At 53.7% G+C, this 26,431-nt stretch carries 18 protein-coding genes, 1 tRNA gene and 1 pseudogene; 9 read left to right on the top strand and 11 right to left on the bottom strand.

Annotation, left to right across the window (positions count from 1 at the left end):
- The first annotated feature begins 27 nt into the window (after positions 1 to 27).
- Positions 28 to 1,160, top strand: a pseudogene (locus E7745_RS04395) (glycoside hydrolase family 88 protein).
- 279 nt (positions 1,161 to 1,439) lie between these two features.
- On the opposite strand, the gene E7745_RS04390 reads toward E7745_RS04395, so the two are convergent.
- Positions 1,440 to 2,807 (bottom strand): glycoside hydrolase family 28 protein, encoded by a 1,368-nt coding sequence (locus E7745_RS04390; protein WP_136408382.1) that lies wholly within the window; start codon positions 2,805 to 2,807, stop codon positions 1,440 to 1,442.
- 143 nt (positions 2,808 to 2,950) lie between these two features.
- Between E7745_RS04390 and E7745_RS04385 the strand changes: the two genes are divergently transcribed.
- From E7745_RS04385 to E7745_RS04370, 4 genes are all read left to right on the top strand, one after another.
- A complete protein-coding gene (locus E7745_RS04385) occupies positions 2,951 to 3,691 on the top strand; it encodes a glycoside hydrolase family 25 protein (RefSeq protein ID WP_107032346.1) in 741 nt (246 codons plus the stop codon).
- A gap of 59 nt (positions 3,692 to 3,750) precedes the next feature.
- Positions 3,751 to 7,122: a type IX secretion system sortase PorU gene (gene porU, locus E7745_RS04380; RefSeq protein WP_136408381.1), complete on the top strand. Its 3,372-nt coding sequence runs from the start codon at positions 3,751 to 3,753 to the stop codon at positions 7,120 to 7,122.
- Positions 7,123 to 7,189: 67 nt separating this feature from the next.
- A complete protein-coding gene (locus E7745_RS04375) occupies positions 7,190 to 7,705 on the top strand; it encodes a hypothetical protein (protein WP_107032348.1) in 516 nt (171 codons plus the stop codon).
- 253 nt (positions 7,706 to 7,958) lie between these two features.
- Positions 7,959 to 8,032: transfer RNA gene (locus E7745_RS04370), tRNA-Arg, on the top strand.
- 64 nt (positions 8,033 to 8,096) lie between these two features.
- On the opposite strand, the gene E7745_RS14785 is transcribed toward E7745_RS04370, so the two are convergent.
- A complete protein-coding gene (locus E7745_RS14785; protein WP_160630155.1) occupies positions 8,097 to 8,273 on the bottom strand; it encodes a hypothetical protein in 177 nt (58 codons plus the stop codon).
- Positions 8,274 to 8,708: 435 nt separating this feature from the next.
- On the opposite strand from E7745_RS14785, the gene E7745_RS04365 reads away from it, so the two are divergent.
- Positions 8,709 to 9,434 (top strand): response regulator transcription factor, encoded by a 726-nt coding sequence (locus E7745_RS04365; RefSeq protein WP_123398142.1) that lies wholly within the window; start codon positions 8,709 to 8,711, stop codon positions 9,432 to 9,434.
- A 44-nt stretch (positions 9,435 to 9,478) separates the two neighbouring features.
- Positions 9,479 to 10,960: a cell wall metabolism sensor histidine kinase WalK gene (locus E7745_RS04360; RefSeq protein WP_136408380.1), complete on the top strand. Its 1,482-nt coding sequence runs from the start codon at positions 9,479 to 9,481 to the stop codon at positions 10,958 to 10,960.
- A 256-nt stretch (positions 10,961 to 11,216) separates the two neighbouring features.
- On the opposite strand, the gene E7745_RS04355 is transcribed toward E7745_RS04360, so the two are convergent.
- Positions 11,217 to 12,146: a hypothetical protein gene (locus tag E7745_RS04355; protein ID WP_136408379.1), complete on the bottom strand. Its 930-nt coding sequence runs from the start codon at positions 12,144 to 12,146 to the stop codon at positions 11,217 to 11,219.
- A 377-nt stretch (positions 12,147 to 12,523) separates the two neighbouring features.
- On the opposite strand from E7745_RS04355, the gene E7745_RS04350 reads away from it, so the two are divergent.
- Together E7745_RS04350 and hflX are read left to right on the top strand one after the other, a co-directional pair.
- Positions 12,524 to 13,597 carry an undecaprenyl/decaprenyl-phosphate alpha-N-acetylglucosaminyl 1-phosphate transferase gene (locus E7745_RS04350; RefSeq protein WP_240597733.1) on the top strand — a complete coding sequence of 358 codons (1,074 nt, stop codon included), beginning with the start codon at positions 12,524 to 12,526 and terminating at the stop codon, positions 13,595 to 13,597.
- A 132-nt stretch (positions 13,598 to 13,729) separates the two neighbouring features.
- Positions 13,730 to 14,962 carry a GTPase HflX gene (gene hflX / locus E7745_RS04345; protein ID WP_136408378.1) on the top strand — a complete coding sequence of 411 codons (1,233 nt, stop codon included), beginning with the start codon at positions 13,730 to 13,732 and terminating at the stop codon, positions 14,960 to 14,962.
- 153 nt (positions 14,963 to 15,115) lie between these two features.
- Here hflX and E7745_RS04340 read toward each other — a convergent pair whose 3' ends face one another.
- From E7745_RS04340 to E7745_RS04305, 8 genes are all read right to left on the bottom strand, one after another.
- Positions 15,116 to 15,682: an NUDIX hydrolase gene (locus E7745_RS04340; protein WP_240740365.1), complete on the bottom strand. Its 567-nt coding sequence runs from the start codon at positions 15,680 to 15,682 to the stop codon at positions 15,116 to 15,118.
- A gap of 26 nt (positions 15,683 to 15,708) precedes the next feature.
- Entirely contained in the window at positions 15,709 to 17,853 is a 2,145-nt protein-coding gene (gene recQ / locus E7745_RS04335; protein ID WP_168182002.1) for a DNA helicase RecQ, read from the bottom strand.
- A gap of 48 nt (positions 17,854 to 17,901) precedes the next feature.
- Positions 17,902 to 19,311, bottom strand: a complete 1,410-nt coding sequence (locus E7745_RS04330; RefSeq protein ID WP_107032355.1) for an undecaprenyl-phosphate glucose phosphotransferase — start codon at positions 19,309 to 19,311, stop codon at positions 17,902 to 17,904.
- Positions 19,312 to 19,474: 163 nt separating this feature from the next.
- Positions 19,475 to 21,397 carry a DUF349 domain-containing protein gene (locus E7745_RS04325; RefSeq protein WP_107032356.1) on the bottom strand — a complete coding sequence of 641 codons (1,923 nt, stop codon included), beginning with the start codon at positions 21,395 to 21,397 and terminating at the stop codon, positions 19,475 to 19,477.
- 238 nt (positions 21,398 to 21,635) lie between these two features.
- The gene (locus E7745_RS04320) at positions 21,636 to 22,703 is read right to left on the bottom strand and encodes a macro domain-containing protein (protein ID WP_107032357.1); all 1,068 of its coding nucleotides are present in this window, start codon (positions 22,701 to 22,703) and stop codon (positions 21,636 to 21,638) included.
- Positions 22,703 to 23,320, bottom strand: coding sequence for a DUF4433 domain-containing protein (locus E7745_RS04315; RefSeq protein ID WP_136408377.1), 618 nt, complete (start codon positions 23,318 to 23,320; stop codon positions 22,703 to 22,705). Before E7745_RS04315 ends, E7745_RS04320 begins: the two co-directional genes overlap by 1 nt.
- A 3-nt stretch (positions 23,321 to 23,323) precedes the next feature.
- Positions 23,324 to 24,685 carry a DarT ssDNA thymidine ADP-ribosyltransferase family protein gene (locus E7745_RS04310; protein ID WP_136408376.1) on the bottom strand — a complete coding sequence of 454 codons (1,362 nt, stop codon included), beginning with the start codon at positions 24,683 to 24,685 and terminating at the stop codon, positions 23,324 to 23,326.
- Positions 24,686 to 24,739: 54 nt separating this feature from the next.
- A complete protein-coding gene (locus tag E7745_RS04305; protein WP_136408375.1) occupies positions 24,740 to 26,392 on the bottom strand; it encodes a glycoside hydrolase family 43 protein in 1,653 nt (550 codons plus the stop codon).
- Between the last annotated feature and the right edge of the window lie 39 nt (positions 26,393 to 26,431).

Below are 26,431 nucleotides of genomic sequence, written 5' to 3'. Positions count from 1 at the left end.
CAATAACAATCCAATCACTGCAATTCCATGAAGAAATCCATCATCATCGCACTTGCAATCCTGCTCGGACTCCCCTGCATGGCGGCCGAACAGCTTCCTCCCCGCGAACAGACCCTCAAGACCCTCATAAAGGTCAACGACCACTATCTCAAAAAACATCCCGATCCGTTGCTCGGAATCCCCTACTACTCGCGCAAGAAAGTCTACGAGGCCAACATCTGGACCCGCGCCGTCTACTTCGAAGGCCTGATGGCTCTCCATTCGATCTACCCCGACAACCGTTACTACGACTACGCCTACAATTGGGCCGACGGTTTCGACTGGGGCATGCGCCGCGACGACACCACCACCCGCAACGCCGACAACTACTGCGCCGCACAGACCTACATCGACCTCTATAATCTGACCCCCGAACCCCGTATGCTCACCAAGACCAAAGCCTGCATGAACATGCTCGTCAACACTCCCCAGGTAGACGACTGGACCTGGATCGACGCTATCCAGATGGGTATGCCCGTACTGGCCAAGATGAGCAAACTGACCGGCGACCAGCGCTACAACGAAAAAGCCTGGGACATGTACTGCTGGAGCCGCAACACTCTCGCCGGCGGTCTTTTCAACGAAAAAGAAGGTCTCTGGTGGCGCGACAAAGACTTCGTGCCCCCTACAAGGAACCCAACGGCAAGAACTGCTACTGGTCACGTGGCAACGGCTGGGTTGTGGCCGCTCTCGTGCGTGTGCTTGACGAGATTCCTGCCGACGATCCCCACCGTGCAGCCTACATCGCCGACCTCAAGGCCATGTGTGAGGCAGCCGTGAAATGTCAGCGCAAAGACGGATTCTGGAACGTGAGCCTCCATGACGAAAGCAACTTCGGCGGCAAGGAGCTGACCGGAACCGCTCTCTTTGTCTACGGCATGGCATGGGGTGTCAACAACGGCATTCTCGATCGCGCCAAATATCTCCCCGTCATCACCAAGGCCTGGAATGCGATGGTCAATGAAGCCGTTCACCCCAACGGCTACCTCGGCTATGTGCAGGGCACCGGCAAAGAGCCAAAAGACGGTCAGCCCGTGGCCTATGATTCCAAGCCCGACTTCGACGACTACGGGACCGGCTGCTTCCTTCTGGCCGGAACCGAAGTCTACAAACTCAAATAAGCCCCCGCTTATTGCATCCATAGCGAGTGGTGTTTCACTACCCTCCCGATAAAACAACCGCTCCATCCGCGCTGTGCACCTTCGGCACTGCGGATGGAGCGGTTGTTTTATCGCGTTCAGAGAACGTCAGAGACACCCTCTTAACGTCATCTTATTTTTCAAGACTGCTGACAATCCAGCCGAGATCCGGATAATGGATGAAGTTTACGGAAACCGAATGGAGATAGTCCTGCGAAGGTACGCCATTGACGTAACCGAAGGTAATCACCCCGGCTTTCGCTACTTGGTTACGAAGCCTTCGGAGTCTGTGGCGACGAAGAGCGGGCGGGCATCGGGGGTGATGGCTTCGATGCGTACGTTGTCAAAGATCACTCCGCGCGTGTGGTTGAGCCAGAAGCCCTGGGCCGGAAGGATGCCCCACATGGTCGACTCCGGATATTCCGCTATTTTTTCGTCAGTCGGAGCCGCTACTGCCTTCTGGCCTCCCTTGTGGCGTATGGTGATGTTGCGCAGCTCAATGTCTCTGACCGGATGGCCCTCCACTCCGGTAATCGAGCTTCCGCCGGGACCGGCCTCGTCGATCAGAATGTCGTGGAGACGCACTCCGCTGATCGAACCTACATTTTCAACAGGCACATCCTTGGAATAGGGACGGCGGCGGTCGGCCAGACGTATGAAGATCGGCGACTCGGTGCCGCGGATGGTTATGTCGGCTATATCCACATTGCTCATCGTGCCGCCGTCTACAATCTCAAGCGAGATGGCCGAATGGCCGTGACCGCCGGGAAAGCCGAAGAACTGCGATGACTGGTCGGCCGACGGTTTCACCGTGATGCCCCGGACTATGATGTTGCGGAAACCGCCATTGGTCTCGGTGCCGAGTTTTATGGCGTTGCAGTGGCTTGAAATCACACAGTTGCTGATCGTGATGTCTTCACAGAGGCGCGGCGAGGTGCTTTTGAGAGTGATCCCGTCATCGTCTGAGTCGGCTATCATGTTGCTGACGGTCACATTGTGGCAACCGTCGAGGTCAAGAGCGTCATTGTTGTAATTGTTGCGGTTGAACACCGTGATGCCGTCGATCCTCACCCTGTCGCAGGCCAGATAGTGCTGCATCCAGCAGCCTGAGTTTCTGAGTGTTACCCCCTCAACGCTCACATCAGAGCAGCAGATGAAACGCAGCAGATGGGGGCGTGTGATTCCCTCGTCGTTCCACGACAGTTTCGGGAAAGCGCTTCCGCGGCCGTCGATGGTGCCCTGGCCGGTGACAGCCACGTGTGACACCCCGTCGGCATAGATCAGCTGGATTGTCGGAGTGACGGTGCGAAGCGAGACATAGCCGGTGGTCACCGGTGTGTAATCCTTTATGTCGGTACTGCCATAGAGCGTGGCGCCGTTTTCAAGATTGAGCGTCACATTGTCACGCAGAAAAATGCTTCCGGTCTTAAACGATCCGGCCGGCACAAGCACCGTTCCGCCACCTGCCTCCGTGCAACTGTCTATGGCTCGCTGGATGGCCTGAGTGCTCAGACGGGTGGTGTCACTCACAGCACCGTAATCCACTATATTGTATACTGCGGCCCGGCTCATAAGGCATCCGGCTGCCGCTACTGCAAAAACTACAAATGATCTCTTGGTCAATTTCATGGTCCGGTTAAAACTATATAAGAGGGTGTGACAGGAGAGCCGATTTTCACCCTCCGGCTTTCTGAAAGTGCAAATTTAGAGATTGTTTTCGGTATTTTCACGAAAAAAGCGCTATATTTGTATCTGCTGACAAATCCGCCGCCATGAAGAAATCAGTATTACTTTCGCCGCTCGTCGCCTTGCTGCTCCTTGGCGCAGTCCTGCTGACAGGCTGCGGCTACGGCAGGAGATCGACCAAAATCTATCCCGACCGTGACCGCTTCGAGGTCATCGGGATCGACATCAGCGCCCACAACGGCGATATCGACTTCCGCAAGGTGGCAGCCGAAGGCATAGACTTCGCAATCATAAAAGCCACCGAAGGAGGCACTTTCAAAGACAAGAAATTCATTGACAACATCAGGCTTGCCCGCGAAGCAGGGCTGAAAACAGGCGCATATCACTTCTTCCGCTTCGACACTCCGGGCTACATGCAAGGGCTCAATTTCCTCAACTCCGTGCGCGGACGCCAGCTCGACCTCCCCCTCGTCATCGACCTCGAAGAGTGGGCCAACCCAAACAGCCAGCCAACAGCGATGGTGCTCAACCGCCTATCCGAGATGATAGATCATCTTGAAAGCCACGGCTACCGCGTGATGATCTACACCAACAAAAACGGCTTCGCCCGCTTCATCAAAGGCCGTCTCGAAGGCTACCCGCTATGGATCTGCTCGCTCGTCGACGAACCAAAAGACATGAAATGGCACCTCTGGCAGGGAACACACAACGGCTGGATCAACGGAATCAACGCCCCGGTCGACATCAACGCCTTCAAAGGCTCGCGCACCGACTGGGCTGTGTTTGCCTCCGGATGCATGACATCGGCAGCAGCCGACACACAATAATAGGCTAACAGCCACGTTTATATAAAGATATCCCATAGACCAATCAGATAACCCCGCAGATGAAACTCCGGTTACTCAGCATACTTACCGCCATCACATTCCTCTGTGCCTTTCCGGCCCGGATTCTCGGATTCAGCACCGACACCTACACGACATCGTCCGTCCTCTCGTCGGGCCGCTGGGTCAAGATGAGCGTCGAGACCTCTGGTCCGCACCTCATAACCACATCAACACTGCGCACCTTAGGCTTCACCAACCCTGAAAACGTGCGCGTCTACGGCTACGGCGGCCAACGCATCCCCGACCTCCTCAGCATCGACAACTACATTGATGACCTCCCGCTCGTGCGCAGCGAACTCACCTCAGCCGGCATAGTGTTCTACGCCGAAGGCCCCGTCACATGGACCCGCGAGCGCGACGACATCTTCACCCACTCCCTCAACCCCTACTCCACCCTCGGCTACTACTTCCTGAGCGACTCACGCCCGCAGGACGACCCCTCAATCCCCACCGAAGGCTCAGCCCCGCAGCCTGACGCCGCCACAACCTTCACCGAACGCCTCTACCACGAACTCGACCGCACAACACCCGCCGAAAGCGGCCACCAGCTCTTAGGCGAAGACTTCCGCTTCACCCCATCGCGCACCTTCAGCTTCCAGCTTCCGGGCCGAGTAGAGAACACCGACATCTGGATGCAATGCGAGTTCTACGGAAAATCTGTCAGCACCCCCATCAACCTTACCTTCACCGCCAACGGCCAGACCCTCCCGAAAGCCGCCGGCGACAAGGTCTCAGGCGTAAGCAACGACAACTGGGGCGACACATGCCGCGTGCGCAAACGCTTCACCATCAACGGCACCTCCCTTTCCTTAGGCATCGGCATCAGCATCAGCGGCGCCCTGCGCATAGCCAACCTCGACAAAATCAACCTCACCTACACCCGCCGCCTGGCCCTCCCAGCCTCAGGCCATCTCGTGTTCACCTCTGACAGCCGCTCGCTCCGCCTCGAAGGCACCTCGGCCGAGACACGCATCTGGGACGTCACAGACCCTCGCCGCCCCATAGCCATGCGCGCTACAGCCGACGGCAAAACCTCCGGCTGGACCAACGACTACAACGGCCTGCGCACCTACTGCGCCTGGACCTCCACCTCCTCTTTGCCCCAGCCGCGCCTCGTCCGCCATCTCGACAACCAGGATATCCATGCCGCCGAGACGCCTGACATGATCATAATCTCTCCCCCCCAGCTCCTCGGCCAGAGCAACCGCATAGCCGCCATCCACACCGCCGCTCCTGACAACATGAAAGTACTCATAGTCACTGACGAACAGGTCTTCAACGAGTTCGGTTCAGGCTGCGCCGACGTCAACGCCATGCGCCGCATGCTCAAAATGTTCTACGACCGCGGAAAAGCCACTCCCTCCGCCACTACTCTCAGATACGTCCTGCTCATGGGCGGCGCCACCCATGACCACCGCCGCCTCACGCCAGCCATGTCATCAAGCCCGGCTCTCACCCTCCCCATCTGGCAGTCGGAACACTGCGTCAACGAAAGCAACTCTTTCTGCTCCGACGACATTCTCACCTTCCTCGAAGACAACTCAGGTCTAAGCCTTGTCAACGCCACAAACAGCATAGCCGTGGGCCGCATACCCGCCCGATCTGCCCAATCGGCCGAAATATTTGTGCGGCGGCTTGAAAAATACGTCACGTCACCCGCCCAAAGCGAATGGCGCAACCGCATCATGATGTTTGCCGACGATGGCAACGGCGGCGACCACATGACCCAGACCAAAACAATGGAAGCCCGGATGCTATCCACCGAATCAGGCAGCGGCTTCACATTCAACAAAGTATTCATCGACGCCTACCGGCTCACCGACGGCACCTCCAAAGAAGCCTCTGACCGCATCTTCTCGCTGCTCGACGACGGCGTGATACTATGGTCATACATAGGCCACGGATCAATCAACTCCCTCTCAGGCGACGGCATATTCACCACCGCCAACCTCAACAGCCTCTACCTCCGCCAGCCACCCTTCTTCTACGCCGCCACCTGCACCTTCGCCCAATTTGACGGATCGGCCACCTGCGGCATGGAATCACTGCTGCTCACTGACAACGGCGGCATCATCGGCGGCCTCTGCGCCGTGCGCCCCGTCTACATAGCCCGCAACGGCGTACTCTCCGACAACTTCGGCAAAGTAGCCCTCACCCGCGACTCCGACGGGCGCTTCATACCTATGGGAGAAGTGGTACGTCAGGCCAAAAACATGACAGTCGATGAAAACATCCGCCGCTACGTCTTCTTCGGCGACCCGGCCCTGAGGCTCGCCACCCCCGTCAACACCGTGCGCCTCCTCTCGGTCGACGGCACGGAGGTCAGCGACGAATCCCGACCTGAGCTCAAAGCCCTCGGCCGCCCCGTGGTCAAAGGTGAGATCTGCGACCCCTCCGGCAAACGCATCGACAGCTTCAACGGCTGGCTATCACTGACACTCTTCGATGCCGAACACAGCCAGACCACCGAAGGACGCGGCGATGACGGCGAATCAGTCACATTCGACGAAAAAGGCGAACGCCTCTTCTCAGGCCGCACCTCAGTCACCGACGGACTCTTCGAGATAACCATACCCATGCCCTCCGAAGTAGCCGAAAACTACCGCCCCGCCACCATGACACTATTTGCCGCCGCCGATGACGGCACCGAGGCCACCGGAGTGAGCCGCAACCTCTACGTCTACGGATTTGACTACGACGCCGAGACCGACAACGTGCCCCCCGTAATCGAATCGCTCTACCTCGACCACGAAAGCTTCCGCCCGTCTGACGTCGTAGGCGCCAACCCCGTACTGATAGCCCGCGTCAGAGACGACGTAGCCCTCAACATGTCAAACCTCGGCATAGGCCATCAGATGAGCCTACGCATCGACAACGACCTGAACCTCACCGACATTTCAAACGGCTACACCCCTGACATCGACGGCTCTCCCACAGGCTCCATCTTCTACCGCCTCCCCGAACTCAGCGCCGGAAACCACACCGCCACCCTCCGCATCTGGGACACAGCCGGAAACTCAGCCTCAGCCTCGATCGACTTCTTTGTAAACCCCGACCTTGCCCCCAGGATCTTCGACATCTACTCCGACGCCAACCCAGCCCTCACCCAGGCAAACTTCTACGTGACCCACAACCGCCCAGATGCCACACTCACAGTCCGCATCGAGGTCTACGACCTCAACGGCAAACTCCTCTGGGACTCCCAGACCACAGGCCGAGCCGACATGTATGCCTCAGCCCCCGTCACCTGGAACCTCACCGACCGCGCCGGATCGAAAGTAACCCGCGGCATCTACCTCTACAAGACCACCGTCACCACCGGCGGACAGTCATCCACAATGACCAAACGCATCGCCGTAGCCCCGCTCTGATCCGACCGATGAACATTTTACCCCTCTCAGGTTTTATAACAAGGTAAAACTCATACTTTACCAGATTATGAAAAAGCTATTTCTATCAGCCGCACTCGTAGCCACAGTCATGATGGTCAGCTGCAGTGCCGAAAAGAAAGCCCAGGACAAGGGTGAAGCCCTGAAGGCAAAAATCGAGAACTGCACCGATCCTGACAGCCTCAAGATCTACGTCCAGCAGGCCAAAGACTATGCCGACAAACTCATCAAAGACGGCAAAGACTCAGCCGCCGAAACCTTCCTCAGCGATGTGACCCCAGCTGTAAAGGCCAAAGATCCATCAGCAGTGCTGGGCCTCACAGCTCTTGACCTCAAGGCCAAAGCAGACTCCACATTCGAAGCAACCAAAGAATCAGCCAAAGAACTCGCCGACTCCACCTCAAAAGCCGTAAGCGACAAAGTCAGCTCAGCTAAAGAAGCCATCAGCGACGCAGCCGAACAGACCAAGGAAAAAGCAGCCTCCGCAGTTGAAAGCGCCAAAGAAAAAACCGCCGACGCCGCCCAGGCCGGCGCCGACAAAGTCAAGGAACTCATGGGCAAATAACACCCGCCCCACTGACTTATCAACATCAGTTATTAACATCGGGCCATCCGTCACCACGCCGACAACCAACGGTATATCAGACGGATAGCCCGATTGCTTTATATCCTCCCCCTCAGGTTTTCAACATTATTCACAGCTGTGTTCAAAACTTGTTGACAACTATGTTAATAACTATGTTGAAAACTTTTTCAATATTTTTTCCGAAAAAATTTGGTGGTTTAAAATAAAAGGCCTAATTTTGCACTCACAAAACGGCTCCTTAGCTCAACTGAATAGAGCATCTGACTACGGATCAGAAGGTTACAGGTTTGAATCCTGTAGGAGTCACTAAAAAGCAGCTCCGGTACCGGGTCAGGTATCGGAGCTGCTTTTTTCATCTTCTCGGCCCGGCCTACCTGGCACGCTTCAGATGGCCGACCGATTCACGCAACTTCTCGATCTCACAGAGAGCTGCGGCAGCCACAGCAAGAGTGGCAACCTGCAGAGTCGCATGAATAATACAATGGACGATGTGGCGACGGCGACATTTCGCACGTTCTTCCGGATGGTCATGTTTAAGAAATTCCATAGTCAGGTGTGTGTTTAATTATTATTATCTATAGTAAAACTCCGTCTTCTGACAGAATCAAAACGCCCCCGCCCCGCCGATAGTTTCCGCATTTAACCCTATTTAGATTTTGTTAAGCAGCAAATTTGTCTGAATGTCTTTCATCCTCGGCACCGTAACACCCCAAAAAAACAAAAGGCTGTCATCACGACAGCCTCTTTGCTCTTTAACCTTAAATCTAATACCATGAAAACACAGTGCAAATATAGTAACTATGTCTTTATAACCGCCGTGCCGGAGGAAAGTTCACACACCCTCTGTATTTAACACTTATTAACACCACACTCCCCGAAAATGTCGTACCTTAGCATCTTAAAAAGCGGGCCCACCCCCTCCTCAAGCCCCGCATCCGCATACATATATTACACTAACCGCCATAGACCCTGACCATAGACAATGAGTACACGCCTTTTAGTAATCGACGACGAAGAATCAATCTGCGAAATCCTGAAATATAACCTTGAGAAAGAAGGCTATCATGTCGACATGGCATTCAGCGCCGAAGAAGCGCTCGAAATGGACCTCACGCCCTACGATCTCTTCATTGTCGACATCATGATGGAGCGGCTGAGCGGATTCGACTTCGCCAAACGCCTGCGCAACTCATCGGCAACAGAAGAAACCCCAATCATCTTCTGCTCAGCCCTCAACGGAGAAGACGACACCGTCATGGGCCTCAACATCGGAGCCGACGACTACATCACCAAGCCCTTCAAGATCAGCGAAATGACAGCTAGAGTCAACGCCGTCCTCCGCCGCACCCAGATAGCACGCCGCGCACGCGAAGCCGCAGCCGCCACCATAGCCGGCGACAGCGCGCTCGAACCGCAGATCGCCTACCAGGGCCTGCGCATCGACCCCAACGACAAAATCTGCAGCCTCGACGGCGAAAAAATAGCCCTTACAAAAACCGAACTTGAGATCCTCGCCTTCTTCCTCACCCACCGCAACCGCATCTACTCACGCGAAGAAATCATACGCCACGTCTGGGCCGACGACGTCGTAGTCACAAACCGAACCATCGACACAAACATCACACGTCTTAGAAAAAAAATCGGCCGCTACGGCAACAACATCGAAACCAGACTCGGATTCGGCTACGGCTTTAAAGAAAAAGACTAAAGAGCGTTTCACAACAATACCCACCCCCCGGCCTCACAGTTGTTATGAAACACCAGCTCAGTTATCAATGGCGACTATTTCTGCCGCTCGCAACCATACTCTGCATAGTATTCGGCCTCATAATATACTACCAATACAAACGCGAGGCCGACTACCGCGCACAGATATTCGGCTCCGAACTGGAAATGATCGACAACCGCATCCTCAACGCCTACGATGAAGACGTAAACCTCCGCACCTTCCTCAACTTCATCCAGAAATTATTCAAAGGATCAGTCTTTGAAGGCGTCAGAGTCAGCGTCTACTTCGACGGGCAGCTCCAATACTCTCTCGGAACACCCATCCCCATCGACAACGACGGCCTGACTCTCAGGGGCTACGGGCTCGACAACAGCCCAACCGAAGGAAGCGAACGCAAAATCATAGCCGGACGCACCGTCGGAAGCGACGAAGACGGAAACTGCTATCTCTTCTCAAAGACAAAAAGCTCAGACGGGCGCGTAACCGTCCGCACAGCCATGCCATACAGCGACAACGTCCATGACGCAATCGACGTCGACACCACAGTATGGCTCGTCATAATCGGCTGCCTACTGACCACCCTCCTCGTAACCTACTACTTCACCAGCATCCTCTCGCGCAACGTAGTCTTGCTCAAAGACTTCGCCTACCGCGCCACGACCGGCGGACGCTTCTCAGGCGAAGACAAATTTCCCCGCAACGAACTCGGCGAAATCTCACGCGAAATCATCAAGCTCTACCGCGAACGCCTCAAAGCAATGGAACTCATCAAAAAAGAACGCAAGATAGCCATCAACGCCATAGAGGAAAAAGTCAAAATCACACGCCAGCTCACCAACAACATCAACCACGAAATCAAAACCCCGGTCGGCATCATCCGAGGCTACCTCGAATCAATCATAGCCGACCCCGAAATGGACACCGCAACCCGCAACCGCTTCCTCGACAGAATGCTCATGAACGTCGAGCGCCTCACCGACCTGCTCAACGACGTTTCAACAATGACACGCCTCGAAAACGGAGCCGACATGATAGCCGTCGAAAAAATCGACATGCACGACCTCGTCTACCAGATCGAAAGCGACCTCCCGGCCAACAACCTCTCCGGAAACCTCGAATTCTCCTTCGACATACCCTTCGAATGCAACGTCTCCGGAAACTACAACCTCATTCAAGGCATGATATGCGGACTCATACGCAACGCCGCACTCCACTCCGGAGGCACAGAGATAGGACTCCGCATGATATCCGAAAACAAACGCTTCTACGTATTCTCCTTCTACGACAACGGCAACGGAGTCAGCTCCGAACACATCCCCCACCTCTTCGAACGCTTCTACCGGGTCGACACCGGACGCTCCCGCAAAATGGGCGGAACAGGTCTCGGCCTCCCCATCGTCAAAAGCACCATAATCTCCCTCGGAGGCACAATCTCAGTCCACAACCGCTCCACCGGAGGCCTCGAATTCATCTTCACCCTCCCCAAATGGACCGAAGAAAACTAACCCCGCCCCGCACGGCATTCATACTGAAAGACCCCCGCATACACCCGCCCCAGTGATGTCCGCCAACATCCCGCACGGCTGATGTCCGCCAGGACATCGGTTTACTCATAGCCCCGACACCAAAGCGCGCAGCGCAAAGGTGTCGGGGGGATAAAACATTTCCCTAAAAATGGTGTCCGGCGAGGACACCGATTTACCATCACGCAAGGCCCACACACAGAAAAACCCCGCACACACCGGAAAGACAGACCGACAATCACCCAAGAAACCGCCCAAGATCAAAATACTTGAAAAGCGCCCTCCACTGACAGTCATAACCGTCAGACCCGCTATTGACCTCATGAAGCGTACGGCTCACATCAGACCGCGAATTCACAAGACTCGCCCTATTGCCACCGCCATAACACTTCATCACCGGAGTACCCCGCAGCAGACTCATAGCCTTAAACCAGAAATCATCCGTAGTAGGGCAAAGCGCCATAAAAACCTCCTCATCAAACACCCGCCCGTCAAGCGACTCAGGCGGATAAAGCACACCCCTCACACCCTCAGGCTGAAGCCACATCGAAGGCTCACACCCATTCTCAGCCAGCCCCCAGTCCACAAACGGCAGCCTCAGACCACCATCAGCAGCAACCTCCATCACACGGCAACGCGGAGCCACAACCGCACCCGGACAAACAAGATGCCCGTTCACAAGAGTCGAAACAAAATCGAAATCATACAGAATATCATCATCCACCGTAATCACCGTAGCCCCCGGAAAATCACGCAACGCAGGCAGCAGCTTCGTATAAGGCCCGATATCACGCACAAACCTGATTTCAAGCCCCCTCCGCTCAAGCAACCTCAGCGAACCCGGAATCCGGCCCGGCCCCTCGAACTCATGCCCAAGATAGAGCACAATACGGTTAGGCCTCACCGTCTGCTCCATAATAGACTCCACCGTAAGAGCCACACCGTGGATACGCTGCCCGAAAGTCGAAAGCGACACGACAAGCTCCTCTCCGCAGCAACGCTCCGAAGTAACCCCAGGATCAGAACGGTAAAGAAGATTCTGAATCAGAAGAGGCGCAATATGATTTTCTTTGACTGACTGCTTCAGACCCGACATCTGCCAGTCAATATACTCTTTGTCGGGATAAGAAAGCAGCAGCCCTTTCAATTTTCCAAAAAAGCTGGTCATAAGCAGATGTGTGTGTGTTGGTCGCCACAAAAATACACAAAAACACAAAAAACCACAAATTTTCAGCCCCGTCACTCGCAGCCCGGACATAATCACAGCCACCAACACACCACATATCAGCAAACTACCCCTCCCGGCCCGACAGACAACCGAACATTTATTTTGTAAATAAATAAAAATAATGTAAATTTGCGTTTGAATAGGCATACATCTCTATTTCCTCCAGAAACCAGACTCGTTGCCCGTCATAAATATTGCTGATTCATAGAAATAAATTCACTTTTTTCAATCGTCTACATTCTTTTATCTTTTAATACTCTTTATCAAGCTCCGGAATTATGGGATATTGGCCAATTAACTTGTTGTGCATATTCATTTTGTGCGTACTCCTTGCAGGTTTTCTTATACCGCAGATACTCCTGATTGCCTTCCGCCGCAATCTCTTTGACGAAGTCAACGAACGCAAGATCCACAAAGGACTCGTCCCCCGCCTCGGCGGCATCGCCTTTGTGCCCGTAATCTTCACCTCCATCGCAGTAGCCCTTGTCACAAACATCCAGCTCGGATTTGACAACATCTCCCAAGCCTTCGCCGACTCAGTACTCCCCTTCATCTCAACCTTCATCGCACTCGAACTCCTCTACCTCGTCGGAATGGCCGACGACCTCATCGGCATCAAATACCGCGCAAAATTCGTAGTCCAGATCATCTGCGCAGCCTTCCTGATAAGCAGCGGAGTCTGGTTCTCAGACCTCGCCGGAGTCCTCGGAATCGAAAGCGTATCACCCTGGTTCGGCTACCCCTTCACCCTCATCGTAATCGTCTTCCTAATCAACGCCATCAACCTCATCGACGGCATCGACGGCCTCGCATCAGGCCTCAGCTCAATAGCATGCGTCATCTACGGATTCTCATTCTACCTCCTCGGCGACTACGCACTCTCAGTCATCAGCTTCGCCACACTCGGAGTCCTCGTACCCTTCTACTATTACAACGTATTCGGCGACGCAAACAAACACAAAAAAATATTCATGGGCGACACCGGATCGCTCACCATCGGACTGATCCTCGCCGTCCTCGGCACCATCCTCTTCATCCACCCCGACTCAGCCAAAATATCCATCAGCACACCCATCCTCGCCTTCTCACCCCTGATCGTACCCTGCTTCGACGTAATCCGCGTCTATATGCTGCGCATCCGCCAGCACCACAGCCCTTTCCTCCCCGACAAAAACCACATCCACCACAAAATCCTTGCCGCCGGAATGAAACCCCGTGCAGCAATGATAACCATCGTAAGCGTATCGCTCATGTTCACCGTCATTAACGTAACGCTGTCAAGCCTCCTCAGCGTCAACATAAACATCATCATCATCCTCGACATACTCCTCTGGGGACTCTCGAACATCTATCTCTCCAGACTCATCAAAAAACGCAACGTCACCGCCTGAACCGGCCCCACAGACACCACCCGCACCCCGCCGCCACATTATTCCAGCCCGCGCCATTACCCTTTTTCAGAGCAAAATTGTTATCTTTGTGGAATCATCAGTTCCACAAAGACACATAACACCCCGAATCTCATGATCGACAACATACTCAATGAGCAGATCAACGAACGCGCAGTGCTGGTAGGCCTCATCACCGAACAGCAGAACGAAGCAAAATCGCGCGAATACCTCGACGAACTCGCCTTCCTCGCCGACACCGCAGGAGCCGAGACAGTCCACACATTCATGCAGCGCCTCCCATACCCCAACCCACGGACATTCGTAGGAAAAGGCAAACTCGAAGAAATCCGCGCATTCATCGAAGACAACGACATCAGCATGGCCATCTTCGACGACGACCTCTCATCAAAACAAGTCCTCAACATCGAGCGCGAACTCAAAGTAAAAATCCTCGACCGCACAAGCCTCATCCTCGACATCTTCGCAAAACGCGCCCGCACAGCCAACGCCAAAACCCAGGTAGAACTCGCACAATACCAATACCTCCTCCCACGCCTCACCCGAATGTGGACCCACCTCGAACGCCAGCGAGGCGGCATCGGTATGCGCGGACCCGGCGAAACACAGATCGAAACCGACCGACGCATCATCCTCACCAAAATCTCACTCCTCAAAGAAGAACTCCGCAACATCGACAAACAGAAAGCCATACAGCGCAAAAACCGAGGAAAACTAACACGCGTAGCACTCGTAGGCTACACCAACGCCGGCAAATCAACCCTCATGAACCTCCTCAGCAAAAGCGACGTATTTGCCGAAAACAAACTCTTCGCCACACTTGACACAACCGTACGCAAAGTAATCATCGACAACCTCCCCTTCCTCCTCACAGACACCGTAGGATTCATCCGCAAACTCCCCACACACCTGGTCGACTCATTCAAATCAACCCTCGACGAAGTCCGCGAAGCCGACCTCCTCGTCCACGTAGTAGACATCTCACACCCAAACTTCGAAGAACAGATCGAAGTTGTCGACAAAACACTCCGCGAAGTCTGCAACGGAGCCGACAAACCCATGATAATGGTATTCAACAAAATCGACGCATTCACCTACACACCCAAAGACGAAAACGACCTCACACCGCAGACACGCGAAAACATCTCACTCGACGAGCTCAAACGCATGTGGATGTCACGTCTGCCCCACGACTGCGTCTTCATCTCAGCACGCACCGGAGCCAACATCGACGAACTCAAAAACATGCTCTACCAGCGCGCAAAAGAAATACACCTCACCCGCTTCCCCTACAACGACTTCCTCTTCCAGAAATACGACGACGAAGACCAATACCCCGAAACCTGACCGACAACGCCCCGGTGATGTCCGTCAGGACATCGGTTTACTCATAGCCCCCGACACCGAAGCGCGCAGCGCAAAGGTGTCGGGGGTAAAAAATTTCCCTAAAAATGGTGTCCGACAAAGGACACCGATTTACCAACCCGCACGGCCCCTATATCATCCCCACCCCTTAAGCGCAAAAAACCTCCAGAGCGGCGCCGCCATAAGCGCCTGCTTAAGATCATCATTCACAAGCATATCCCACACCTGCTCCTCATCGAGAATCTCAACCCTAACATCCTCCGTCTCATCCAGATGCTGCTCCGCAACCCGCACCACACCACGGGCCACAAAACTATAGCTCAGATTATTCTGGCTCCCCGGATTCGCACAAAGCACCGACAGCAGCTCCCACTCACCGCCACCGAAACCCGTCTCCTCCAGAAGCTCACGCCGAGCAGCCTCCAGAGGCACCTCACCCTCCTCAGCCACACCCGCGCAAAGCTCCGTAGCCACAATCCCAAGACCGTGGCGATACTGCTTCACCATCACAAACTTACCCTCAGGAGTCAGCGCAATCACATTAACCCACGTAGGATACTCAAGCACATAATACTCCGGATGCACAGTCCCGTCAGGCAGACGCACCTTATCGCGTCTCACCGTAAGCCACGGCCGGCGGTGGAGATACTCACTCTCAAGCACCTCCCACTTCATTGAATCATCATTACTCTTACAATCCATAATCGTATATATTATATATTTATAAATCACTTATCCTTCTGCCTCAGCAGATAATCGCTGATCGCCAGAGCCACACCCGGAAGCCCAGGAGGCATCTCGTCAGCAAGAATCGTATACATCTCCTCCGGACTCTCCTTAGCCACAGCCATCACACGCAGATACTGCTCGCGGGTGATCACCGACGAAAAATCCGACAGCTTGTCATCACGGATCAGCCCCGCGATATGACCATAGACCGTCCGCTCCTTGATCCCCTTCGTCGCCGCGATCTCACCCACATCATAGCCCGCATTCAGCAGCAGCAGAGTCTCCTCATGCGAAAGCCCAGTGCCAAGCGGCTCCGCAACACCCTTGAACTTCCTTATCGCAGTTACAAACGGCTTCCAATAGCGGATTGTTTTCTTCTCGCCTACACCCTCCACCTTCGAGAAAGCCTCCATATCCGTAGGCTCCACACGCACCAGCTCAAGCAGCACCTTGTCTGACAGCACAATATAAGGCGGCACCTGCTCCTTCCGCGCCAGCTTCTGCCTAACCTCCTTCAGCTCCGCAAGCAGACGCTCCGCAGGCTTCAGCTCCGTAAACTCCTCCTCCACAGCCACACGCCTGCGGCCGCCCTTGCGCCGTTCAGGCTCCTTATACCGCGCAAGAGTCACCTCGCGCCGCTCCCGCAGCACCTCAGCGCCATATTGCGTCACCTTCAGATGATTGCTCTCATTATAAGCGATATCCACCAGCCCTAACTGGATCAGCTGCGAAAGATAACAGTTCCACTCCGCATATGACAGATCGCGCCCCGCACCGTAAGTCTTGATCAGATGAAAACCCCGCTGCATCAGATCCTGACGCGCAGCCCCGCGGAGAATATCGATCAGCATCGAAAAACCAGCCTGACCCTCAGTCCGGATAATAGCGCTCATAGCCTTCTGGGCAATAACAGTCCCGTCCATCCGCTCCGGCGGATTCAGACACACATCGCAATTGCCGCAGTCATGATCCATCGTCTCGTTGAAATAGCTCAGCAGAATCCTGCGCCGGCACAGCGAAGCCTCCGCAAACTCACGCATCCGCTTAAGCTTCTCCGCATTGATGCTCTGCTGCCCGCTCTCGTCGACGAACGACTGCAGCGTGATTATGTCCGAATAGGAATAAAACATCACAGCCTCAGCCTTCACCCCGTCGCGGCCCGCACGCCCGATCTCCTGATAATAGCTCTCAATGTTGCGCGGCATATTGTTGTGAACCACCCAGCGGATATTACTCTTGTCGATACCCATACCGAAAGCCACCGTGGCACACACCACCTGCACATCGCCGTTGATAAACTTCTCCTGAGCCAGATTGCGCTCCGCCACAGGCAGACCCGCATGATAGACCACCGAACGGTAGCCCAGAGCCCGCAGATCATCGTTCATCGACTCCGCCGCCTTACGGCTGATGCAATAGACAATACCCGCGTCATGGCGGTAACGCTCTATGAGAGTCGAGATATAGCGAATCCGCTCCTTCTTCCCCGGATTGTTCCTCACGCGCAGCGAAATATTCGGCCTGTCAAACGACCCTAAGAACAGCTGCGGATTCCTCAGCGCAAGCTGCGTGGCGATATCGTCGCGCGTCAGGCGGTCAGCAGTCGCAGTCAGCGCCATCACAGGCACATGCGGAAAAAGCTCCTTGATCCGCGACAGCCGCGTATAGTCCGGACGGAAATCATGGCCCCACTGCGAAATGCAGTGAGCCTCATCGATAGCGATCAGACTCACAGGCAGATCCCTCGACCAGCGGTCGATCTCCATCAGCAGACGCTCAGGCGAAATATAGACGATCTTGATGCGCCCGCTGAAAAGCTGCTCCAGAATGTGGCGGTTCTCCTCATCGGTCTGCATCGAATTGACAGCCGCAGCCGGAATCCCGTTTGATCTCAGAGCCGTCACCTGATCCTTCATCAGCGCGATCAGCGGCGACACAACAATCGTGATACCACCCTCCGACATCAGAGCCGGAATCTGATAGCAGATCGACTTACCGCCGCCCGTAGGCATAAGCACCACACTGTCGCGCCCCTCCACAGCCGAACTGATAATGTCAAGCTGCAGCGGACGGAAACTGCTGTAACCGTAAAATCTTCTCAGCAGAGCCTCGGCCCTCTCCCTGATCTCCTCTCTGTTATCCATTGGAACTCTGTAAAATCCTTCTGTATGTATATGTGTGTATCAGTCTTGTCAGAACGCACCGTCCTCGCCGCGCAGAGCATTGATCACAGTGCGCACAATTATCTTCATGTCAAGCATAAAAGTCCAGTGCTCTATATACCAGATATCATTCTCCACCCTCTTCTCCATCTGCCACAGCTCCTCGGTCTGACCGCGGAAACCGCGCACCTGCGCCCAGCCGGTGATCCCAGGCTTGATCAGATGACGCACCATATACTGATCTATCAGACGGCGGTAATCCTCCGTATGCTTCAGCATATGCGGACGCGGACCGACAATCGACATATCACCCTTGAACACATTGATAAACTGCGGAAGCTCATCAATGCTCGTGCGCCTCAGAAACTCCCCAAGGCGCGTCTTACGCGGATCATTTCTGGTAGCCTGCACCGTATCCGCGTCATTATTGACATGCATCGTGCGGAACTTCCAGCACAGAAAATCACGCCCTCGGTAGCCCGTGCGCACCTGCTTGAAAAACACAGGACCCGGCGAACTCAGCTTCACCGCAACGGCCACCGGAATGAAAATCAAAGGCGAGAACAGCAGGAAAAGCCCGGAGAAAACAATATCGAAAGTCCGCTTCATCACCCGGTTCACCCCGCGCTCAAGCGGATTGTGGCGCACCTCAAGCACAGGCATCTGCCCTATGGCGTCAAGGCGGAAACGGCGGGTCAGATAAGGCGAGATCTGCGGCACATAATGAAACTTGATCATCAGCTTCTCGCACAGACCCGAAACCAGCTGCACCGCCTCACTGTTCTCGCCCGAAAGCGTATAGAAAATCTCATCAGTAGCCTCACGGATCACAAACTCCTCCAGATCAGCTAAATTTCCCGCATACAGATTCTTATAGCGGAAATCTGGCGGACAGTATATATCGAAAAATCCCTGGCATAGATAGCCGAAACCCGGATCGAGGCGCATCTCCGTCAGAAGCCTCTCGGCAGTCGGACGGCATCCCACAATCACTATGCGGCTGAAACTCCGCCCGCTCCTGCGGTATGTCTTGAGCAGATAATGCGCGCTGCCCCACCACAGCATCAGCAGCGGCGTGAACAGCCCGTAGAGCTCCACGAAAGTCATCAGCGGCAACGGCTCCTGACCCATCAGATAGAGCAGAAAGATAAACAGCAGAGCCTGGCAGAGCGCCCCGCGGAGCGTCAGCAGCAGCAGGCGGTCCATCTGCAGCGCCCTGATCTTGTGGATGCGCCCCTGATAGCGCGCCACAGGCACATAGGCCAGATTCAGAAGCAGCCAGACGAGACGCCCGTGAAGCACCTCCACGTCAGGATTCATCATCGTCACGCCGAAAAAGACCGCGTTGAGTATAACGAAGTCCACGGCTATGAGTATCTTTCGATAGTAACGGTTGTAGCGGCCTGTCGGCCTGTTGATTTTCGGTTCCGGTCCAGTCATTCTTTAACAAGGCCTCGCCGGCGGCAGGCCCTCGGAGTGTGGTCTCATGATATTTGCCCCGCAGGGACGCCCCCCACAGAGGCCTCGACACCGGCGGCGGCAGATTCGGCCTCCGGCACCTCGGCATTGCGAAAAGCGTCCCTGCAAAAGGGGTATGTGGTTATTACAGTTTACTGTCAATGACCTTGATCTTCTGTTCAAGGTCAGCCAGATCATCTTTCAGGCGCTGCACACGGCGCTCCATCTCGCGGAGCATCGTTCCGGCGTTTTTCGACTTGGCTGTGAGGAAGCCCATATTGTTCTCATACGTCTGCAACTCGCCCTTGCGCTGCTCATAAGCCCTCATCAGACGCTCACGCTCGCGGTAAAGACGGTTTTCGTCATTGCCGATCTCCTTGATCGAATTCTCGAACGAAGTCATGCGCGATCCGCGCTGCGAAAGGTCGAGCTTCTGATAAAGCTCATTTACCACCGCACGGTAAGCCTCATAGACAGCGTCTTTCTCGCTGAAAGGCACATGACCCACGCTCTGCCATTCGGCCTGAAGGTCTTTGACAACCTTGACAGCCTCCTCGCGGCCGAGCTCGTCGGGATTGACAGCCTTGAGCTTCTCGATGATCTCATTCTTCTGTTCGAGGTTCGCGCGCTCGGTGCGGCGTGTGCCTGAAGTATTTTTCTTTTTCTGTTCGAAGAAATAGTCACAGGCTGCAAGGAAGCGGTGCCACACCTGGTCGGAGTGCTTCTTGGCCACAGCGCCGATAGTCTTCCACTCCTTCTGCATGGCCACGAACTCATCGGCGGCCTTGCGCCATTCGGTGCTGTCTTTCAGAGCCTCGGCGCGCTCACACAGAGCAATCTTGCGTTCGAGATTCTTTGACAGCGAATCCTTCATGGTGCGGAAAAACTCAGCCTTGGCGGCAAAGAACTTGTCGCAACTCTCGCGGAAACGGGCAAAGAGCTGATTGTTTGACTTCCGCGATGCGAAACCGATCTTCTTCCAATCTTCCTGAGCCTCGATGATCTTTTTGGTCATCTCGTCCCAGGCTGCGAAAGTTGACAGCTTGTCAAACTCGAAAGCCTCCACTCTCTGGCAGATAGCCTCCTTGGCCTCCTCGTTTTCACGCTCGCGGGCCTTGCGCTCTTCAAAAAACGCCTGATAGCGCTTGTTGATGTCGGCCGAAAGATCCTTGAAGCGGCCCCAGATCTCCTCGCGCACATCCTTGGGCACAGGACCGATGTTGCGCCACTGGTCGTGGAGCGTCTGCAGGCGGCGGAAAGCCGCTATCACATCCTCCTCGCCGCAAAGTTTCTCAGCCTCGGCCACCAGAGCCTCTTTCTCGCCAAGATTTTTCTTGAAATCATAGTCACGCAGCTCCTTGTTGATCTTAAGCTGGTCATAATATTTTTCCACAGCGTCCTGATAGCTCTTCCAGAGATCGCCCGAAAGCGGAGCCGGCACCTCGCCTATCTCCTTGAACTCTGTCTGCAGATCGCGCACCTGCTGGAAAAACCGGTTGGCATTGTCAACATCGGCACCCATTTCGGTGATCTTGTCAACGATAGCCTTCTTGCGGTTGTAGTTCTCCTGCTGGAGAGCCTCTACGGCCGCACGCTGCTCGGCCTTTTTCTCCTTGACAGTCGCAAGCAGAGCCTTGAAGCCCTCCTCAGCCGGATCAGCCTGAGGCTCAAATGCCTCCGCCTGATTGCCGGCCTCAACAAAAGCCTCGCGCTGGCGGCGCTGCTCCTCGTTGCGTATGGCATAGAACTGCTGCTTAAGGCGCGACACCTCATCTGCCGCAATCTCTGAGGCCTCCTTTTCCGAAAGAAGTCTGAGGGCCTCAACAAGACCCTCTTTAGTGACCGGTTCGGCTGCCGGAACCTCTGCTGACACCGGGGCCTCGGCCTCGGCTGCGGCAACTTCGGCCACAGAGCATTCCTCGGCCGGAGCGGCCTCCTGGGCGGTCGCAGGGCATTCGGCTGTTACTGACTCGGAAATGTTCACGGATTCGGCTGCCGGAGTGGCGGCGCCGTCATTCAGGGGCTGGTTCAATGTCTCGCCGGACATCGAAGTGTCACGCAGTTCCATAACGGGTTGGATTAATGTGAGTAAGCTCGCTGGCTTCCGGTCTGCGGCCACAGCCGCCCGGACACCCACGCGAGAGGGATTGGTACAAAGATTTAATGTGCTGATTCAAACCCCCGCAGGAGCTTCTGATCAGTTGAGTGTGCTAATTTACTGATTATTTTCTAAAATCGTAACTTTTTTCCAAAAAAACTTGATTTTTTATCCCCCGCACCCCGCAAATCCGTTTCCACGGTCCGGATCATTTCAGTTCCGACTCTTTCAGATAACAGAAAGCCTTTTTCTGAAATTCCTGATTAAACAATGATTCTTTTCTGGAACTCCAGCGGCAGATCTCCTGACCGATAAGACCGACAACCATATCCTCATCATCGGTTTTCCAGTCTTTAAGAGCCGGTATATTCTGCAAGATGTAATCAACCGTTGACAACAGTTCCAAAGAATAGTTTGAATAATAGCTGCGCAAAAACGCCATTGTCCTTTGACATATATTCTTCAGACTGTCATCTTTATAATCTTCAATGAATCTGGAGGCCTCTTTCTCCGCATCATCAGTCAGCCAGATATAATCGAACGGACGGCTCTGCATCCCGCCCATCCCTTTCACATAACTTCCATTCATGTGATACAGTACATGAGCCACTTTCCCGCCTGAGTAAGGCCCGTATATATAGGGTTTGAAATCAATTCTGAAAAAGCTCTTACCCCCGAAACGCTGCATAAAATAAACCAGCTTCTCAACAGCAAAAACAGAAGCGAATTCGCCGTATCTGTTCATGTCGGCAATCATCATCAGCAGCATAGCTCTGGCCGGAGTGAGTTTCACGCGCTCTGACTTCATCCTTTCAATAATCGCCTCTGTCGGCTCATAGAGATAGATTTCACAATTGACATCAGCCAGTGATCTTTCTATCATCTGCTTTACTTGAAGCCAGTCCAGACCGCCGTTGTGTGAACCTAACGGCGGAATTGCAATCGAACGTATCCCACGGACCTCTATTTCCCGGCGAAGAGCTTTGAGTCCCAGATCTATATAAGAGTACTCCGATGGATAACGCCAATGAGTTTTTGTCGGAAAATTTACGATCGTCTTAACGCCCTGCATCAAGGTTCCCTCCTCTGTCACAAGCATCTCGCCGACATGAAGTTCCTTGTTCTGACAGACCTTACGGTAGATGCGGTAGTTTTCCGGAAACGCTTCCCGAAACTGCAAAGCAATGCCTTTTCCCATCACTCCGACAGTATTGACAGTATTGACCAAGGCATCAGCCTCACTTTCCAACAGATTTCCTTTTACGTAATGTATCATCAAAAATAATAATTAGGGGCCACGACAATCAGTTCTTCCGCAATTCCAAATGACTTCAGTTTCTCTTTGGCATCATCATTATAAACGATATAGCCTCTGATATAGTCAGGCGGAACATCTCCCTTTATCAGCAATTCCGCTTCCTTTCTACGCTTCAGATCAATATCCGAGTCATTGTTCCATTGGGAAACATACACGTCGTCATAATTTATTATCTGGCAGATCTCCGGCAGACGGTCTTTCTCATAAATCTTTGTAAGAGCACTCAGAGCATGACCATCAGTAAAAAAACAATCCACCTTGTCTCTGATAAGGTCTGCAAGACGCAATACACAATAGACAATTCCGGCAGGATCCTGCCTCCGGACTCCATTATAACCGTGCTGGATAACATAGAGCATCGGAGTGCGGGGACCTAAATAAAACGGGACATAATCACGGAGATTCTTCCCTCCGACCATCAGCATTTTTCGAATATTTATCACCTGCGGATCTCCGATACTGACAAAATTTTCATCACACATTGAAGAATCAGCCAGTAAAAGCCCAAACTTCAGAATATGAGGAATATTGTCAATATGAGTGATGCGAAAAGCGTATTTCAATATCTTTCCCATAATTTACGAGAGTCGTTTAAGGTCCATGACTTCTGCCTTCAGAGCCGCTTTGTTCAATTCGATCTGTGTGGCCCATAAATCACCGATCGCCGATGTGTCGGCAAGCGCGATGGCACAAAGCATTTCAAAGTCATCCTCACCGGTCACTATACCGGCGAGCTGTTCCTTATCACGGCCTTTCCCAAGACAATCGCCTATGATATCATGGTAAATCACAAGCATACAGATTTCCCGGACATCCTCATCAGTCAGATTCCTGACTTCCTCTGACAGAATCCGCACCAGCATCTCCGCGGCATCGGCCGGATGATCGGTATAAGGCCGGAGCATTTTCCCATTGTCCCATCTTTTCTTCGGACCTTTCCCTATGTCATGCAGATAAGCAGCAAGCACAAGCAATGATTTCTTTGTCTCGGAAGCCTTTTTATAATACCCCGTAGACTTCATTGCTCTGACAACTTTTTTCGTATGATCTTCCAAAAAATCATCATGCGGAGAATAATCCTGATAAAGGCCGATTATGCCCTTTAGTTCAGGTAAAACCGAAAAATCCTCTTCAATCGCGACAATCAGATCGGAAATCGTCTCGAACCGATACATACCCCGCCCTCCGGACCTTTTTTTCTTTATCTTTTTCAGCGTAGTTTCGTAACTGTTTTTGAGGAACTCAGGCCCGGTTACAAGAGTCTCGTTCTTTCGGTCTCCGAAAAAAAATTTCGTGTAATAGAATTTATATCTTTCCAATGGAAAATATCCGTCAAAAAGGATCTTTGGTGCCTTTACGCCATTATCATCAAAAATCTTCTGCACATACTTTTTCACATGCTCATTATAAACGACTATGTGGCTGATCTCACTGATATCGACTCTTGAAGCAATGAGCGCCTCCGCCATCTTCTTATGTTTATCCTCTTCCGAATCTTGTTTCCAACTCTTACTGTCTATTATTTTCCAGTCAAGTTCGTCAAGATCAGAGGTGTCATCGAAAAACTCCGGAGCCTCGGCAGTGTTTGCCGAAGCATCCGTAAAAACAGCGTCTTCTTTTTCAAGCCTGTCTATACTGACGCAGAAATAGATTATACCTGGCTGGTCGACATTCTTCTGAATCAGTTTTGAAAGCAGCATCGGATTGATCGATGAAAAGTAGAACGGCACATAGTCATGTACCTTACCACCAGGCCCCACAGGCACATCCATCCGCGCTCTGCGCTCCTGAATGCGTTGATTGGCAATATTCTTATGCTTGATTTCTTTCTCATTCTTCAGATTGGTGCATAACAATCCGTTCTTGATTATCGAATCAAGATTGCGAATATCCGTAAAATGGAAAATATATCTGCCTTTATGCTTATGCGGTATTGCCATAATATTTTTTATTTTCTGCCTGGATGTTTAAGCTGACGGTCCGCACTCCGGCTGTCACTCTGCTGAGGAGGCATAGACACCGATCATGGTGCCGGTGAAATTGCCTGCGGTGCGGGTGCTGAGCATCGAGGCCGGGAGTTCAAGATCCATCGGAGTGAAATCAGCCTCGCCCTCGGCATAGGCAAAAGAATAGACTCCCTTGCCGTCAGCCTTGATCTTCAGGCGCAGAGATGCCGCGGGGTCGGAGAGAATGGCCTCCGCTTCCTTGCAGACACCGCCCTTGCTGCGGCCTATCACGCGGACCACCACATCTCCGTAACTGTTCATGGTCTTGCCGAACACTATATTGCATTCGTCATCCTGAAAAAGCAGCAGTCCGGCTATGTCGGCCGAGGTTTCGGGAGTAAATTCATCAAGGCTCACACTTAGGTCAAAGGCGCTCTCCGTGGCCCACATTCCGATGGCCGACGGCGATTTCTTGTCTCTGAGCGCCACTTCCGATGCCACCAGACTGAGGCTTCCGTCCTCGTTGATGCCATAGAACGCGCTCTGCGGATTGCGGATGAAGAAGGCCACGGGCGACAAGGTTCCGTCAGCCCACAGCGTCGACTCGAATTCCTTCTGCCTACGCCCTGCAAGCACCTCGCCCGGCTCTGTGATCACGGGCTGCCCCTTCTTCCAGTTGACCGGATGGATGAAAGTCTCGCGGCCCATTATGTCATGGCCGTCAGCGCCATACGGGCGCACTCCGAGAAACACGGCCCACCACTTTCCGTTCTTGTCTTCCACAAGATCGGCATGGCCCGCGCAGGTCACCGCGTCGGGTCTTGACGGATCGAGATCTTTCTGCGTCAGTATCGGATTTATGCGGCAGGGCCTGAAGGGACCTTTCGGACTGTCAGACTCGAAGATCACCTCGCGGTGGTCGGGGCCGGTGCCACCCTCGGCACACATCAGAAAATATTTTCCGTCCACATTATAAAGATGCGGCCCCTCGATCCACACGGGCTTCTCGTCAATATTGACTCCTCCGTTGACAATCACCTGCGACTCGCCTGTGACCTTGCCCGTCTGCCAGTCAAAATCATGGATATGGATGGCGCGGTGGCCCTCATAGAGCGCCTCGCCTTCGGGTGCGTCATTGTTGACTATATAGGCCTTGCCGTCACGGTCAAACAGGAAGCTCGGATCTATGCCTCCCACCTCCGGAAGCCACACCGGGTCGCTCCACTCGCCTTTTTTCGGATCTGTGGTGGTGACATAGAAATTGCCCCCGTTGTCCACAAGGGTGGTGATCATATAGAAAGTTCCGTTGTGGGGATTATATGAAATGTCAGGCGCGTAGATTCCGCCCGAAATCCTCAGGCTGTCAGGCAGATCGAGCTGCTCGCGGCGATTGAGCACATAGCCCAGACGCTCCCAGTTGCGCAGATCGGTGCTGTGCCACAGAGGCACTCCGGGATAGAACGCGAACGACGAGTTGACCATATAATAGTCATCGCCAACCCTGACCACCGACGGATCAGGATAGCATCCCGGCAGCAGCGGCGCCCAGTCGGGAGAGGCCACCTCATCGCCGTCGGGCAGAGTCACACTGTATGAAAAATCGCTGAACACGGCCACCGGGGCCTCCCGGTCGCCGTCACACGCAGCCACAGCCGCGCCGGCTAACAATACCACTGCTGTTTTCAGGAAAAATGCTTTCATGAGAGTATCAGGTTTTGTGTGTGGGGGGGAAGGAGAAAA

The organism is Duncaniella sp. C9, assembly GCF_004803935.1.
Taxonomy (GTDB): Bacteria; Bacteroidota; Bacteroidia; order Bacteroidales; family Muribaculaceae; genus Duncaniella; species Duncaniella muris.
The sequence above is the reverse complement of the archived record's forward strand: the minus strand, read 5'-3'. Positions and strand labels throughout refer to the sequence as shown.